At 49.3% G+C, this 14,458-nt stretch carries 14 protein-coding genes; 6 read left to right on the plus strand and 8 right to left on the minus strand.

Features of this window, described 5'->3' with window-relative positions:
- The first annotated feature begins 1 nt into the window (after window position 1).
- The 6 genes from ACTOY7_RS18630 to ACTOY7_RS18655 all read left to right on the plus strand — a co-directional run bounded on the left by ACTOY7_RS18630 (window position 2) and on the right by ACTOY7_RS18655 (window position 6,620).
- The gene (locus ACTOY7_RS18630; protein WP_482672740.1) at window positions 2–784 is read left to right on the plus strand and encodes a ParA family protein; all 783 of its coding nucleotides are present in this window, start codon (window positions 2–4) and stop codon (window positions 782–784) included.
- A complete protein-coding gene (locus tag ACTOY7_RS18635) occupies window positions 781–1,680 on the plus strand; it encodes a ParB/RepB/Spo0J family partition protein (RefSeq protein ID WP_482672741.1) in 900 nt (299 codons plus the stop codon). Before ACTOY7_RS18630 ends, ACTOY7_RS18635 begins: the two co-directional genes overlap by 4 nt.
- 139 nt (window positions 1,681–1,819) lie before the next feature.
- Window positions 1,820–2,773 carry a DUF6017 domain-containing protein gene (locus ACTOY7_RS18640; protein ID WP_482672742.1) on the plus strand — a complete coding sequence of 318 codons (954 nt, stop codon included), beginning with the start codon at window positions 1,820–1,822 and terminating at the stop codon, window positions 2,771–2,773.
- A 98-nt stretch (window positions 2,774–2,871) separates the two neighbouring features.
- Complete coding sequence (locus tag ACTOY7_RS18645) at window positions 2,872–3,333, plus strand: DUF3846 domain-containing protein (RefSeq protein WP_482672743.1); 462 nt, start codon at window positions 2,872–2,874, stop codon at window positions 3,331–3,333.
- Window positions 3,334–3,540: 207 nt separating this feature from the next.
- Window positions 3,541–5,808 (plus strand): InlB B-repeat-containing protein, encoded by a 2,268-nt coding sequence (locus tag ACTOY7_RS18650; protein WP_482672744.1) that lies wholly within the window; start codon window positions 3,541–3,543, stop codon window positions 5,806–5,808.
- 107 nt (window positions 5,809–5,915) lie between these two features.
- The gene (locus tag ACTOY7_RS18655) at window positions 5,916–6,620 is read left to right on the plus strand and encodes a winged helix-turn-helix transcriptional regulator (RefSeq protein WP_482672745.1); all 705 of its coding nucleotides are present in this window, start codon (window positions 5,916–5,918) and stop codon (window positions 6,618–6,620) included.
- Window positions 6,621–6,701: 81 nt separating this feature from the next.
- On the opposite strand, the gene ACTOY7_RS18660 is transcribed toward ACTOY7_RS18655, so the two are convergent.
- The 8 genes from ACTOY7_RS18660 to ACTOY7_RS18695 form a co-directional block, all read right to left on the minus strand.
- Entirely contained in the window at window positions 6,702–8,336 is a 1,635-nt protein-coding gene (locus ACTOY7_RS18660; protein ID WP_444114859.1) for a recombinase family protein, read from the minus strand.
- A 90-nt stretch (window positions 8,337–8,426) separates the two neighbouring features.
- The gene (locus ACTOY7_RS18665) at window positions 8,427–8,672 is read right to left on the minus strand and encodes a hypothetical protein (protein ID WP_444114858.1); all 246 of its coding nucleotides are present in this window, start codon (window positions 8,670–8,672) and stop codon (window positions 8,427–8,429) included.
- Window positions 8,659–9,024 carry a replication initiator protein A gene (locus ACTOY7_RS18670; RefSeq protein ID WP_482672746.1) on the minus strand — a complete coding sequence of 122 codons (366 nt, stop codon included), beginning with the start codon at window positions 9,022–9,024 and terminating at the stop codon, window positions 8,659–8,661. The genes ACTOY7_RS18665 and ACTOY7_RS18670 overlap by 14 nt, the downstream gene beginning before the upstream one ends.
- 370 nt (window positions 9,025–9,394) lie before the next feature.
- Window positions 9,395–9,757, minus strand: a complete 363-nt coding sequence (locus ACTOY7_RS18675) for a cysteine-rich VLP domain-containing protein (protein WP_444114856.1) — start codon at window positions 9,755–9,757, stop codon at window positions 9,395–9,397.
- Window positions 9,758–10,010: 253 nt separating this feature from the next.
- Entirely contained in the window at window positions 10,011–10,418 is a 408-nt protein-coding gene (locus tag ACTOY7_RS18680; RefSeq protein ID WP_482672748.1) for a winged helix-turn-helix domain-containing protein, read from the minus strand.
- A gap of 314 nt (window positions 10,419–10,732) precedes the next feature.
- The gene (locus ACTOY7_RS18685) at window positions 10,733–11,512 is read right to left on the minus strand and encodes a response regulator (RefSeq protein ID WP_444114855.1); all 780 of its coding nucleotides are present in this window, start codon (window positions 11,510–11,512) and stop codon (window positions 10,733–10,735) included.
- Window positions 11,513–11,699: 187 nt separating this feature from the next.
- The gene (locus ACTOY7_RS18690; protein ID WP_482672747.1) at window positions 11,700–14,072 is read right to left on the minus strand and encodes an ABC transporter permease; all 2,373 of its coding nucleotides are present in this window, start codon (window positions 14,070–14,072) and stop codon (window positions 11,700–11,702) included.
- 14 nt (window positions 14,073–14,086) lie between these two features.
- Window positions 14,087–14,458 (minus strand): ABC transporter ATP-binding protein (locus tag ACTOY7_RS18695; RefSeq protein ID WP_177821271.1); only part of this gene is annotated, 372 nt, incomplete at its 5' end.

Consider the following 14,458-nt stretch of genomic DNA (forward strand, 5'->3'; position numbering starts at 1 on the left):
TATGGGAGCGACAATCTACTGTTTATGTAACCAGAAAGGGGGCTGTGCCAAAACGGTAAGCTCCATCAGTATCGGAGTCGGACTTGCCCGTGAGGGCAGGCGCGTCCTGCTTGTGGACGTGGATTCGCAGGGTTCCATGACTGCCAGCCTGGGATATCAGCAGCCTGACCAGATGGAGACCACGCTTGCGACTATCCTGGGCGGGATAATCATGGACGAGCCACTTCCGCCCGGAAGCGGGATTCTCCACCATGCGGAGGGCGTAGACCTGCTCCCTGCGAACATTGAACTTTCCGGCATGGAGGTTACGCTGGTCAATACCATGAGCCGGGAGACTATCCTGCGGCAGTACCTGAATACGGTGCGTGGGGAATACGATGTGATTATCCTGGACTGTATGCCTTCACTTGGTATGCTGACCATCAACGCGCTTGCGGCGGCGGATCAGGTGATTATCCCCGTCCAGGCACAGTACCTGTCTATAAAGGGGCTGGAGCAGCTTATCCGCACGATTGCGAAAGTGAGGCGGCAGATCAACCCGCGCCTTTCCATATCGGGGATATTGGTTACAATGGCGGACATGCGAACCAATTATGCAAGGGATATTGTGGAACTCCTTCATATAAATTATGACGGGAAACTGCGGATATTTGAGAGCATTATCCCCCTTTCCGTGCGGGCGGCGGAGACCAGTGCGGAGGGAAAGAGCATCTATCTCCATGACCCCGCAGGTAAAGTATCGGACGCGTATGCCGCACTGACGAAAGAGGTGATGGAGGGATGAGAAGCAGCGCAAAGAATATCCAGATGACATCCTATGAAGAACTGCTTTCCGGTGGGAACCCGTTGGAGCCAGGAGGGAGCGGGAACGTGCAGGAAATCCCGCTTTCCGAACTGTTCCCCTTCAAAGGCCACCCGTTTAAGGTGTTGGAGGATGAAACCATGCAGGACACGGTGGAAAGCATAAAGATACATGGCGTCCTTGTTCCCGGCATTGCAAGGCCCCGTGCGGAGGGCGGCTATGAACTGATTGCCGGGCACAGGCGCAGGCACGCTTCGGAACTGGCAGGGAAAGCCACTATGCCGGTGATTGTGCGGGAACTGGATGATGATGAAGCGGTACTGTTCATGGTGGACAGCAACATCCAGAGGGAAAACCTGTTCCCCAGCGAAAAGGCATGGGCGTATAAGATGAAGCTGGACGCATTGAAGCATCAGGGCGTAAAGGACACTTCTCGACAACTTGGCGAGAAGTACAGCGTGGATGCGCTGAGTGAAAATTCCAATGACAGCGCCCGGAACATCCACCGTTTTATCCGGCTGACAGAACTTCTCCCGGAACTGCTCCAGATGGTGGACGATAAGAAACTGCCCTTTAACCCTGCCGTGGAACTGTCCTACCTGACGCGGGAGCAGCAGGGGGAACTTATGGAAGTTATGGGGGAATTACAGGCCGTCCCTTCGCTGGAACAGGCGAAACGCCTGAAAAAGTACAGCCAGGAGGGGAAACTGGACAGGAACGTGGTGGATGCCATCCTGACGGAGGAGAGGCCCGCGCCTGTGCAGGTGACATTAAAGAATGACAGGCTGAAACAGTATTTCCCTCAGACCTATACTACGAAGCAGATTGAGGAAGTGATCTTTTCACTTCTGGAAACATGGAAAACACAGAATACATAAAACGCATTAAGCCGTCCGGCGACTGACTGATGACAGTTACCGGGCGGCTTTTTTGCGTTTATCAGACAGATCATGCCCCGGCGACTATAACCCTGCCGGGGCTTTTTGTTGCTCCAATGAAGGGAAGGAGGCAGTAAGGATGCCGTTACAACTGGATTATTACTATGGGAATGAAGCGGAGCAGTACAGCTTTTACCGCATCCCGAAAATATTGTTTACAGACCCGCTCTTTAAGGGGGTGTCGGTGGAGGCAAAGGTGCTTTACGGGCTTTTGCTTGACCGTATGGGGCTTTCGGTAAAGAACAACTGGCTTGACGGGGAGGGGCGCGTGTATATCATTTTCACCATTGCCGATGTGATGGAGACGCTTGGATGCGCGGAGCAGAAGGCGAACAAGCTCCTGAATGAACTGGACTGCTCAAAAGGCGTGGGGCTGATTGAGCGCGTCCGGCGCGGGCTTGGGAAACCCAACGTCATATATGTTAAAAACTTCATTTGCAGGATAAAGCCGGGACAGCCGGAATCACAAATCAAGACTTGTGAAAATCACAAATCAGGGGATGTGAAAACCACAATTCAGGAAATGCGAAAATCACAAACAAATAAAACTGACTTAAATAAAACTGATTTTAGTGATACTGATCCATCTATCCATCCGGCAAAAGCCGGGGACTTTCCTGTGGATAACTCTTCTCCTGCGGGGTATGGGATGGATGGGATAGATCAGATGGAGGCTTACCGGCAGTTGATAAAAGAGAACATTGAGTATGACTATCTCCTGCATGACCATCCATACGACAAGGAGCGTCTGGACGGTTTTGTGGAACTGATGGCAGAGACCTGTTGCAGTAACCGGAAAAGCATACGCATTAACCAGGGGGATATGAGTACGGAGGTCGTAAAGAGCCGTTTTTTGAAGCTGGACAGCGGGCATATCCAGTATGTCATGGACTGTCTGGATCGGAATACGACAATGGTGGAAAATATCCGGGCATATACCCTGTCAGCCCTGTTCAATGCGCCTGTAACCATCAGCCAGTATTATGCAAGCCTTGTGAGCCACGATATGGCCGCAGGCTTCGGAGGCGGTTAAGCCTTTGGGGGGATTTTTCTTTCCGCTGGTATTTTTTATTGCTGTGAAGCCTTTTACGGGCAGCACATAGACAAAAAGTTTAAAGGAGGACAACGAACATGAAACAGAAAATGGACATTTTGATTGTGGAGCCAGGGAAGGCGCCACGGCCTGCCGCCCTGCCGGACAACACGTTGGAAGCAGTGGAGGCGGTGTTAGGGGGCACGGCACAGGTAGGGTGTTTCCTGCCCCAGAGGGTGCTGCTGATCAGCCGGGAGGATACGGGCGGTCTTGCCCCGAACCGCTGTATGCCGGGCGGGAAAGGGTTTGTAAGCGGTACATTCCTGTTGTGCGGCATACCGGAGGAAGGGTGCTTTTTTGATTCCCTGACACCGGGTCAGCAGAAAGAGTTTCAGGAACTGTTTGCAAGGCCGGGGGAGTTTATGATGGTGGGCAGTGAGGCATATGCTGACCCGGATGATGTGGCGGATAAGGTTTACGGCCTGTGGGACACTTTGGGGAACGGGGAAACCGTGGTGCTGACAAAGTGGGGCGGCATAAAACAGGGTACGGCAGTATAGGCATTTCCCGACAAGCGGGAAGCCGCCAATGTATGGGGGCCAGCCGGATATTACCCGGTATCCATGCTGCAGGAGGGGAGGTGATGCGGGGAAACGGCGTGTTGTTGACAGGGGCTGTGCCCCATGAAATGATGTGCAGGGCCGCTTGGGAAGATAGAAATACAGACAGCAGCCCTGCCGGATATCTGAAAAAGAAAGGAAGGAAAAATGGGAAGGAAAAGAAAATTAGCAAGGATTCTCCTGTCTGCCATTATGGCATCGGCAATCGGGGCAGGGGTATTGGGAAGCGTCCCGCTGCCTGCTGAAGCGGCGGAGGTGGAAGAAGCCTATACTGTCAATTTTGAACCTTATGAGGGAACCTGTGGGACAGAAAGCGTTACTGTGCCCAAGGGGGAGAGCATCACCCTGCCGGATGCGTCCTATGAAGGGCATTACCTTGAAAGCTGGATAGAGGTGGCCGTGAATGGGGACGTGCATACTTTTCTGTCCGTAGGGGCAGCCGGGAAGGAATATACCCCGGAGAGGAGCCTGAACCTGTATGCCAATTGGAAGCCTGTCCAGGAGCAGGCTGATACTGTGGTTTATGAAGCGAGGATCGGCGATAAGAGTTATGAAGAATTGGAGGAGGCGTTTGCAGACGCACAGGCTGGCGATACCATTACTGTCCTCAAGGACTGCAGCATATCCTCAACCCTTGAAGCTGTGGCGGATAGTATCACCCTGCAGAGTGAGGATGCGGAAAATCCGGCGGTTATCAGCCGGGATGGGGAATTCACGGGGAAAAACTACCACAGGACAGACCTGGATGACGTGCTTCTTGGGATAGAAGGAAGCCTGACTATCCGCAATATCATCCTTGACGGCGGGGCGGAGCTTGACGATGATTTCAATAACGCCGGGCAGGCATGGGGCGGGCCGCTGGTATATGTTGCCGGGGCCTGCACTGTGGAAGGTGGCACAGTCTTACAGAATAATTATAATACGGATTTTGACGGGGATAACCGGACTGCCAGAACGGCAGGCGCCATTCATGTGGAATGGGGTGGAGAGTTCACGATGACCGGCGGGCTTATCCAACGCTGTTATACCAACGGTGCAGGGGGCGGCATCCAGACAGGCAGGACATCCCACGCCGCCATCGTATCAGGAACCATAAGGGAATGCTATGCAATGGTAGGGGGCGCAGTGGATTTCTTTGGATCGGCAAATGCGTCCGGCATGGCCATTTCGGGCAATAAGGCATTTGCGGCAATCGTTGCAGTCCATGGGGAAGTTACCTTATCAGACTGCCTGATTGAAAACAGCGAGGTTACGGGTGACAGTGGGACAATTGGCATTTCTGAAAATCACCCTGTTGTGATTGAGGGATGCACGATCACAGGCAGCCATAATAAATATACCAGTGCCATCGGCTTTTCCGGCAAGGACAGGACGGAGCCCCTTACCATACGTGACTGCACTATACGGGGAAATACGGCGGAACACCCTTACAGCGGCACTACAATAAACTATATGACAAAGGCAGACCTCATACTGGACGGGAAGATTGTCATGGAAGATAACACTGTTGCTGACGGGAAAGCATGGGATATCCGTTTTTACTATCAGGACGCTACGCCTGTTACGCTGGGGACGGATTTTGAAAGTGATTCCACTTTTGTCATGTGGGGCAGGGATTTTACGCCGGGAGCTCTTCTGGTGGATGCGTCTTCTAACGGGAAAGAAGCGGATGCATCACAATTTTTATGGAAGACAGATGATTACAGGACGGAAGAAAAAGACGGAAACATTTACCTTGCGGAAGTGCCGGAGACTTATTTTATCGGCTATGATGCCAACAATAAGGATACAGGGCTGACAAAATCCTATATCGACCCGAACCCTTATACCAGTAAGGATACGGTGGTCATCCTTGATAAGGACGGTATTTACCCGTACATGGGAACCCTTGAAAAAGCAGGCTGTGATTTTGCGGGCTGGAACACGAAAAAGGACGGCACCGGCACCGATTATGCCGGTGGGGAAGAAATCCATCTGACAGAGAATACCTGCCTGTATGCGAAGTGGGAAGCAAAGAAGCCTGTCATCATCAATTTTATCTACAATGACGGGAAAATTGGCACGGACAGCACAAAGGCGGTTCCCGGATTGGAACTTACCTTCCCGGACGCATCCAGAAAAGGGTACGATTTTATGGGGTGGTATGTTGCAGAGGACGGCACCGTATCCCTTGCCTTTACCCACGCATCGGATTATGTGATCGCGTTAGACGGGGATGGGGAAGAAGAAAGCGGAAATGCTGCGGAGCCTGAACAGCCGGATACCCCGGATAAAGACGGCACCGAATCTGCAGGGGAAAACCCGCAGGCCGGGCAGGCGTGGAGGCCGTGGTGGTTTATCGTGGCCGGCGCGCTGGTGGTCATCATGGGGATCGGTGTATTCTTTGTGGTGAAGAAGAAACAGGAGGACGATTGATGATATCCCTGAACCGTAAGTGGAGTAACAGAATCTGGTTCCGGATGGGATAGAAAGGTGGCAGAACAGAAACATTCATATTGTGATAACGAAAGAAGGGGGCAATTATGGAACGATGGATATTGATATTATGCCATGAAAGACCACAGTTGGCTGACCTTCAGGGAGAATGGCAGAAAAAAGGCATATCCGCCCGCATCGTCCAGGATGCGGGGGAAGTGGCCGGCGAACTGTCAGGGAATACGGATTACCTGCTGGCTGTTATATTTTCAGACGGGCAGCAATACTTACCGCCGTTAAAGATTATAAGGGGACTGACAAAAGCCCCGGTCCTGGTTTTAGACCGGCAGTATGACAGTACGGAAAAAACGGCTGCGATTAAAGCAGGGGCGGACGAATACATCAGGTGGTCGGACAGCTATCTGGAAGAAACTATTGCAAGCGGCCTTGCACTGATCCGCCGCTATACGGAACTGAACCAGACAAAGCAGCAGCCATCCAGCATTATTTCAAGGGGAAATCTGTTTATCAACGTGGATTACCACGAAGTTATTATCAATTCACAGGAAACGGAATTTCCCCGGTATGAATTCAACCTGCTCTGCCTGCTTGCATCCAGTCCAGGGCGGGTATTTACAAATGAGCAGCTTTACCGTGACGTATGGGGTGAAGATTACCTGCGGGATGCCGACAACGGGCTCCACTCCTGCCTGAACCGTATACGCAGAAAACTGGAGGAAGCAGGCTGTACCTCCTGCCGCATTGAAAACATACGCGGCGTGGGCTACCGGTTTATCCAGGATACTATGTAAGACACAAAAAATGGTATAACCTTTGGGCGGATGCCCATAAGGAAGTAAATAGAATTTCCGGAAAAACCGGCATGGCAGAGGTCACGCCGGTTTTTCTGTCAGTAGTTCCGGTTTGGCAAGTGGAATCCGGATTTTCCCCACATAGGTAAAATAGACTTCAATCGTGACATGTTTCTTCCCGCCGATCTTCTCTGGGCTGTGGATCACAATCTTTTCAATCAGCTCATTTACCGTAGCGGCGTCCAGCTCCTGCAAATCGGAATACCTGTCGGCAAGCTGGAGGAAACGCCCCACATCGGCAATCTGTCTGGCTTCATTTTCAATTTCTCTCTCCAGCGAAGCTGCAAGCTGCTGAATTTCCGCCTGCTCCGCTTCATACTGTGCCGAAAGTTTTTGAAAGCGGAGGTCGCTCAGCTTGCCAAGAACGGAATCTTCATAAAGCCTTTGGATGATCTTGTCCAAATCCTCCATGCGCTTCTGCGCCCCGGAGAGGGCTTTCCGCTTCTGTGCCAGTTCCGCCTTCCGGCTGGCTTCGTCCTGCGCCAGCATTTCCTGGGTGAAATCATCCCGGAACAAGCGCACATAGGTCAGCGTCCCCTGAATACATTCCAGAACCCGCCTATAAAGCGTGACTTCCCGGATGTAGTGGATTTTACAGGAACCTGTATTGCTCTTATAGTTGGAGCAGACAAAATGATCCTGTGAATCATCCTTGTAGGTGTTGCAGGTACAGTAATAGAGCTTCGCACCGCAGTCGGCACAGTAGACAAGTCCGGAGAAAATGCTGGTTTTCCCTGTCTTTGTCGGCCTGCGCTTGTTGGCTCTTAACACCTGTACCCGTTCCCACTGTCCACGTTCAATAATCGCCGGCTGCGTATCTTCAAATACCCTCTGGTTTTCTTTCGGGTTTTCCATCCGCTTCTTGAATTTGAGGGATTTGGTATAGGTCTTGAAGTTGACGGTACAGCCAGTATATTCCGGCCGCTCCAGTATTCCAGCGACAGACTTCGCACACCACTGGTACAGGTTATCCGGCATGGACCATCCTTTCTGTCTGGCGTTATACGCAGTAACCGTCAATACCCTGTCGGCAGTCAGGATTTTTGCAATCTGCATGGGGCCTTTGCCCGCAATGCATAGGTCAAAGATACGCCGCACCACCTTTGCGGCTTCCTCGTCTACAATCCATTTCTTTTTATTCTCCGGGTCTTTGATATATCCGTAGGGCGGATTGCTGGCGATATGTTCCCCGGCTTCTCCGCGCATTTTTACGACTGCCCGGATTTTTTTGCTTGTGTCCTTTGCGTAATAATCGTTAAATACGTTTTTGAACACGGCGAAGTCGTTTTCGCCCTTTGCGCTGTCCACATCATCGTTGATGGCGATAAACCGGACATCGTAGGCGGGGAAAATGAAATCCTGTAGCCGCCCCATATAGGAATATTCCCGGCCCAGACGGGACAGGTCTTTGACAATCAGGGTAGAAACCGAATAATCTTCCACATATTTCATCATTTCCTGAAATCCGGGCCTTTGAAAATTCGTTCCTGAGAATCCGTCGTCCACGAAAAACATGGGATTGCGGAATCCGTGTTCCGCCGCATATTTGGACAATAACGCCTTTTGGTTGGTGATGGAATTGCTCTCCCCATCAAGAGCATCGTCCTGACTTAGACGGCAATATAACGCTGTGATCTTATCTGGCTGCTGGTTCATAGTAGCTCCTTTCCTCCCGTATATCGGGATAACAGCCAGGTAAACGGTTGCCTATATTATAACGTGCCGTTCCTCTTTTTTCAGCAGCTTTCATTCGGTTTCCTCCAAATTTCCTGCCATGATACGGCGCAGCTTGTCCAGTACGCTTTCCGCCTCTCCCTCCGTATAATGGGGGATGACATGATAGACCGTATTCCCTTCAACGGCAATCATTTCTTCTGTGCTGAAATCAAACTCGAAAACGCCGTCTTTGAAATGCTCTGCCACACGCTCGGCAATTTCAGGTTTCAGATTTTTTGGAAGTTTGCTTAAATCCACAGGCTTACACAATCCCATCACGCTCCTTCCTTGCAGGCAAAATATTCAGCGTAATGACCGCCGGACGGCCAAGCCCCTGTTTTTTACGGATGATTAGACCGTTGCGTTCCAATTCCTGAAATGCCCTAGTCGCCACCTGCCTGCTCCTATGTAGTTTTCCTTTTGCTTCTTCCAGCGTAAAGTAGAGACGAATCCGCCCGTCCGGTTCTATGTATCCGTTTTCTCTGGAAATACCCACCCGGTCTAAGAGCAGGGCATACAGTACCTTTGCATCGTTGGATAAGTCCATCGGCACCAGAAAACGAGGAAACGGCAGATAGGGCGGTACGCCGCTGTCCTCTTTGTAAGGCATCAAAAAATCATTTTGCATTATGTACTCCTTTCCATCAATCCCTCCCTGATTGATTGGATTGATATTGACTTTCTTGTTATTAACTTTTTCTCTTTAATTTCCGTCTAAATATGGGCCGTCAAGGCCGTCTGGAAATCCGCCGCCGGAAAGAGAGGAACAGGGCTGCCCGGAGCGTCAGGTTTTCCAGTCTCTGAAAATCCAGTATTGGAGAATCCCATATAGGTGGAAATGGCAAAAGCGGTAAATTGGCAAAGTAGAAACCAACACCTATCTGGGGAAATCCCGTTTAGGTTAAAATCGTCCTGCGGACAGTTAAAAGCAGGTTTTAGAGGGGAGCAGGGGATTTATCCCTCATACCCGTTGACCGCAGCCTGAAACGCCAATAATCTCAAGGCTTTTTTGCTTCTAATTGTCCGCATTGGAGCCGCCTTTTCCTGTCGCTGGCTGTTTTCTGTCTGCGGTGGACTTTCTTTGCACAGAGTTTACAGTATTTTGCCCGGTTGGAACCGGGAAGGAATGATTGGCCGCAGACCACGCAGCGTTTTAATTCCTCCCGGAACAGCAGCGCCGTTTCCAGCGGTCCGTCCAGCGGCAGGACAGCGCAGCGGAACCATTTGCAGAGAAGCGAATAGGAAATACTCTGGACGCAGACACATTCCTCCCCGTTGTCCAGAAGAATACAGTTTCCGTTATCGTAGTTGCAGCACTCGTGTACCAGTTTACGCATCCGGCGGTACTGCGGATAATTCATTACTGGAATCTGATTGTGGATAAAAACGCCTCCTTCCTACCGTAAAAAAATATCCCTCTACTATACAGTTCATTTTTGGGGCAAAATGACGGGGGTATTTTGCAAATTTCACAAAAAATTCATAATTGCCGTGTTCGGGTAAGCGGTTATAAAATAAACCCCTCATATATCCGTACATTTTTAAGAGGAAAGTTGCCGTCTGCATAAAAATTTGTCAAAAAAATCCGCCGCAGTTGTTCCTGCGACGGATTTTCTATGGAGCAGACAGATATTCAAATTTATACCCGATTCCGGCAACACTCTCAATATAATTTGGCAGATTGGGTTCAAACCTTAGTTTCTTCCGAAGTTTGCTCACATGGTTATGGATTGCCTTCCTTGAATAGAAATTATAATCCTCTTTCCAGACTATATCGGTAATCAATTCATAAGTAAAAACACGCTTTGGGTTGGCAGCCAGTAATGCCGGTATGTCAAATTCTTTGCCTGTCAGAGAGATAACTCGCTCCCGGACTCTTACAATACGGTGCTCCAGGCAAAGATAAAGTTCGCCTTCCTGTATTTCTGTCAGGACATTTTTGATTTTTGTAGGTGAAGCATGATAAGAATCACGAACAAATTTAGGGGAACTCTCTTGCCCCGTTTTAAAAACACGGGGCAGGAACGGATGTGGGTAAGAAACAAATCCTCCGTTGCAAACCTAAACACACTTGCCCATATCAGTCTTTTGGCTGTTGCCATTGCTGCAGTTACTGGCAATTCCGGTCAATCCTACCGCAAGCTAAAATCTTTAAAACGGACTGCCTGACTTTTGTAACTGAATACTCTCTGATTTTCGTAGGTTTTGGACTTACGTTAGCTTTGTTATGCCTAAAAAGCGTCTTCCCTCAACATTAAAAGTCTAACAGCCAAATCTCATCTTAAAATCAATGCGTTTTGCTCTTCTCTATCAACTTTATTTCAAGATTTTTACCATTATTTTGAATCTTCAACAAAATACATAATTCTCCGTATCAGCTCCGGGATATTTACCGGGGAGATGATATAGTCGTTCACGCCCTCATGCCGATATTCATATTCCGTGGCAAGGTCGCTGTTCTCGGTGAGGATAAAGAACGGCAGAAGCCGGACAGGGGGATTCTTCATTTGGAACATCCCCTCCACCCGCCGCAGCGCATGAAACAATTCCATTGCTGTACCGTCCGGCAGTTCCACATCACACAAAATCAGTTCTATTTCCTTATCCTCAAAAATCCGGCGCTTAGCGTCTGCAATCGAGGGAACCAGAATCAGGTCAAAGCCCTTTTGCAGCATAGTAGCCCGCAGCACTCCGGCGCTGGTATCTTCCGCATGGACAAAGAGCAGCTTGTGAAAAGTCGGGGCCTTTTCGCCAGATAACTGCCGGTAGGCGTATTCCACCAGCATATCCTGTAGCAGCATCCCTTTCATTTTGTCCATACACAGCGTCGCACCCCGTTGCTTGGCCTCCTGTTCGTAGTCCTCTTTATCATGGCAGGACACCAGAATAAAAGGCAGTTCCTTGTCTGCGGCCCGCACCTCGTCCAGAAAGTCCATGCCGGAACCGTCCGGCAGGTCGAGATCACAGCAGACCACCAGCGGCATTTCCTCTTGGATGGCGGCCCGCGCTTCTTTCAGCGTACAAGCCGTTTTCACCGGGTAACCGCGGTGCTGTAAGTATTTTTGCAGACACCATGTATAGGTGTCGCTGTCGTCGATCAGCAGTATCTTTTTCATGTGTCCTCACCCCCAATATTGATTTACCACAAGCATAAACTACAAATGTTACACAAATGTCCGAGGTGCCTTTGATTTCGACAAAAAAACAGGCTGAATTGTTACAACGCTCGGACATTTCAAAAATTTTTTTGAGAAAAGGCGAAAAAGGCGGAGCAGCACACGCCGCCCCGCCGATCCCATACTATTATTCCATCGCCCGCATTTGTTCAATCAGAGATTGTTTTTTCTGTCTGCGGACTGTCCATACAGACAAAATCAGCTCCATTCCGAACAATACCAGAATGAACAGACCCATTTCCAAAACCGGGAATTTGTAAGGCACTACTTTTCCGGCAAAAGCTCCTACACTAAATTTGCTGCAAGCAAAGATGGAAGCCGGAAGCCCAACGATCAGCGTCGCCAATGTTGCAAAGAATGCATAGCACAGCCCCTCGCAGATATTCATTTTACATAGCTGCTTTTGGGTCAGTCCGATGGAACGCAAAACACTGTTTTCCTGTTTTCTGGACATTTGATTAGAGAGGGTCGTGTTAATTAGGTTGATAACGCCAAAGAGGAATACCAGCCATGAAAGTACCTCCATACTGCCAAATACAAAAGAATTTATATTTTTTTCATACTCAATTACAGTGTTAATATCATCTAATGCAATATCCGTATGAGCGGATATAATATTTTTTAATTCATCCCTCACATGATCCGCTTTTTGGGGATCACTTACAATGCTCCATGAATAATCGAAAGAGGTGATTTCCGGGTGCAGTTCATGGAACAATGCTTCCGGTGCAAATTCCAATACACCGTCAAAGTGATGTGTTCCATGTCCATTATCCAGATTATTGTTAAACACCCCGGATATAGTAACCGGAATGGTTGATTTCCCGGAGATAAGTTCAGCTGTTTCTCCGACACCTATATGTTCACGGTTACTTGTTGCCGAATCAATTAGGATGCTGTGTGTATCCGTCGGCATAGTGCCCTCTATCAATGAAGCTTCAACCTTAGAATAATTTTGATCAGTCAGTATATCACACATACCACCATATTCAATTCCGTTGACGTTATAATTTATATGAAGGCTTTGCCTTTTTGCAATCACATCGGTTACACCGTCAATAGACAAAATTTCCTGTTTGAGTTCCTCATTCAGTGGATTTCCTGCTGCCATGACTTCTTGTTCTGACAACTTTGAATCCAGATAAACCTTATAGTCACCATCCGGGAAAGATTGTCTTGCAAGTGCCTCTGGGGAGCGCAGCAAAACAATGGAGGATACCACAAGCAGGATAATTCCGCCCAAACTCAATGAGGCTACAATAGCAACGGTCTTTTTTCGGTCGCGCTTAAAATTTGCAATTCCCATTGAAACAGGATTGAGCTTGATGTTCTTTTTCCTGTTGCGGATATTCTTTTGTGCCGGGGTAAAACGGACAGCTTCAATTGGGGAAATCCCTGCCGCAATCTTTACTGGCTTACGGATGGAAATAGACACCATAAACCAGCAGCTTATGAGTGTCAGGGAAATCATAACCACATAGGAAACAGCGTTAAATCCCTTGGAAAACAGGAGAAAACCAGCGCATACGCCCAGCACTGTGCCAATCAAAATTCCGATACTGCCGAGTTTGCGTCCCTCCCGCTTTACAATCCGCTTGATTTGCTTTGGCGTTGCACCAATCGTCCGAAGCTGCCCGTAACTCTGGATTTTGTCATTGATGGAGATACGGAAGATACTCTGGATCACAATGTAGCCGCCAATCAGAACAAGGGCAATCACGCCAGCCATCAAGGTAAAGTCGTCAAAGGGTTGTTTGGAGGCATAGGTTAAATACCTGTTGTTCATGCTGGGGGTAGGAAGCTGATATTCCTCCGCAATCTCCCTGCAATAAGAGGTCATCAGTTCTTCGCCCAACTGGTCGCTGTTTTTGAAATGGACATAGGCACGATAACCAGCCGGGTCAAACCCATCCCATTCTGTCAGGGCAGCGTTGGAAAGAATGATAGCGCAGGTATTTGCTTCTTTCTCATTTACGCTGTCCATAATGCCGGTAACGACATAATCACCATGAAAGCTCTCGGTGTCTAAGGTCACAGTGTCCCCGATCTTGGCATTGTGTCCATAGGTGGAAAGAAAGTATTCGCTTACGACAACTTCATTTGCTTTTTCAGGAACCCGACCCTCTAACAACTCCATCTGCGCCTTGGTAATCTCCATCATTTGAGCGTCACAATACACATAGGACGCATGATAGCCCTGTTCCGAAAGTTCCTCACCCAGTATATAGTAGCCGCCTACGCGCTCAAACTCCGGCAGTCCTTTTAGGGTTTCAATATCGTTTTCCTCTACGCCCAGCCAAACCGCCTCATAAGTATCGGCAACCTGATTGCGCTGTATTTGTGTCAGGGAGGTAGACACAATTCCCGTAAAGCAGATTAGAAACGCCGCCAGCGCAACGGCGATCACCACCATCAGATTCCGGCGCTTCTCGCTTTGCAAACTTTTCTTTGCCAGCTTCTTTGTAATGGCGCTGGTATCATTTTCAAAAGGCCATGTCATAGCCTGCCACCTCCTTACTCCACAATCTTTCCGTCCTCAATGCGGACAATCCGATCTGCAAGACGGGCTATGTCGTTATTGTGGGTAATCATCACAACAGTTTGCCGGAACTCCGCGCTGGTACGCTTGATAAGCCCCAGCACCTCGGCGCTGGTCTTGCTGTCAAGGTTTCCGGTCGGCTCGTCGGCCAGCACAATAGCCGGTTTGGTAATCAAGGCGCGGGCGATAGCCACACGCTGTTGCTGGCCGCCGGAAAGATTGTTCGGCATATTTTTCAGTTTATCTTCCAGTCCCAGCAGGTGAACGATCTCGTCCAAAAACTTCTGATCCACCGTGTCCCCGTCCAGCTCCACCGGCAGGACGATGTTCTCATACACATTCAGGAT

Source organism: Schaedlerella sp. (assembly GCF_056796775.1).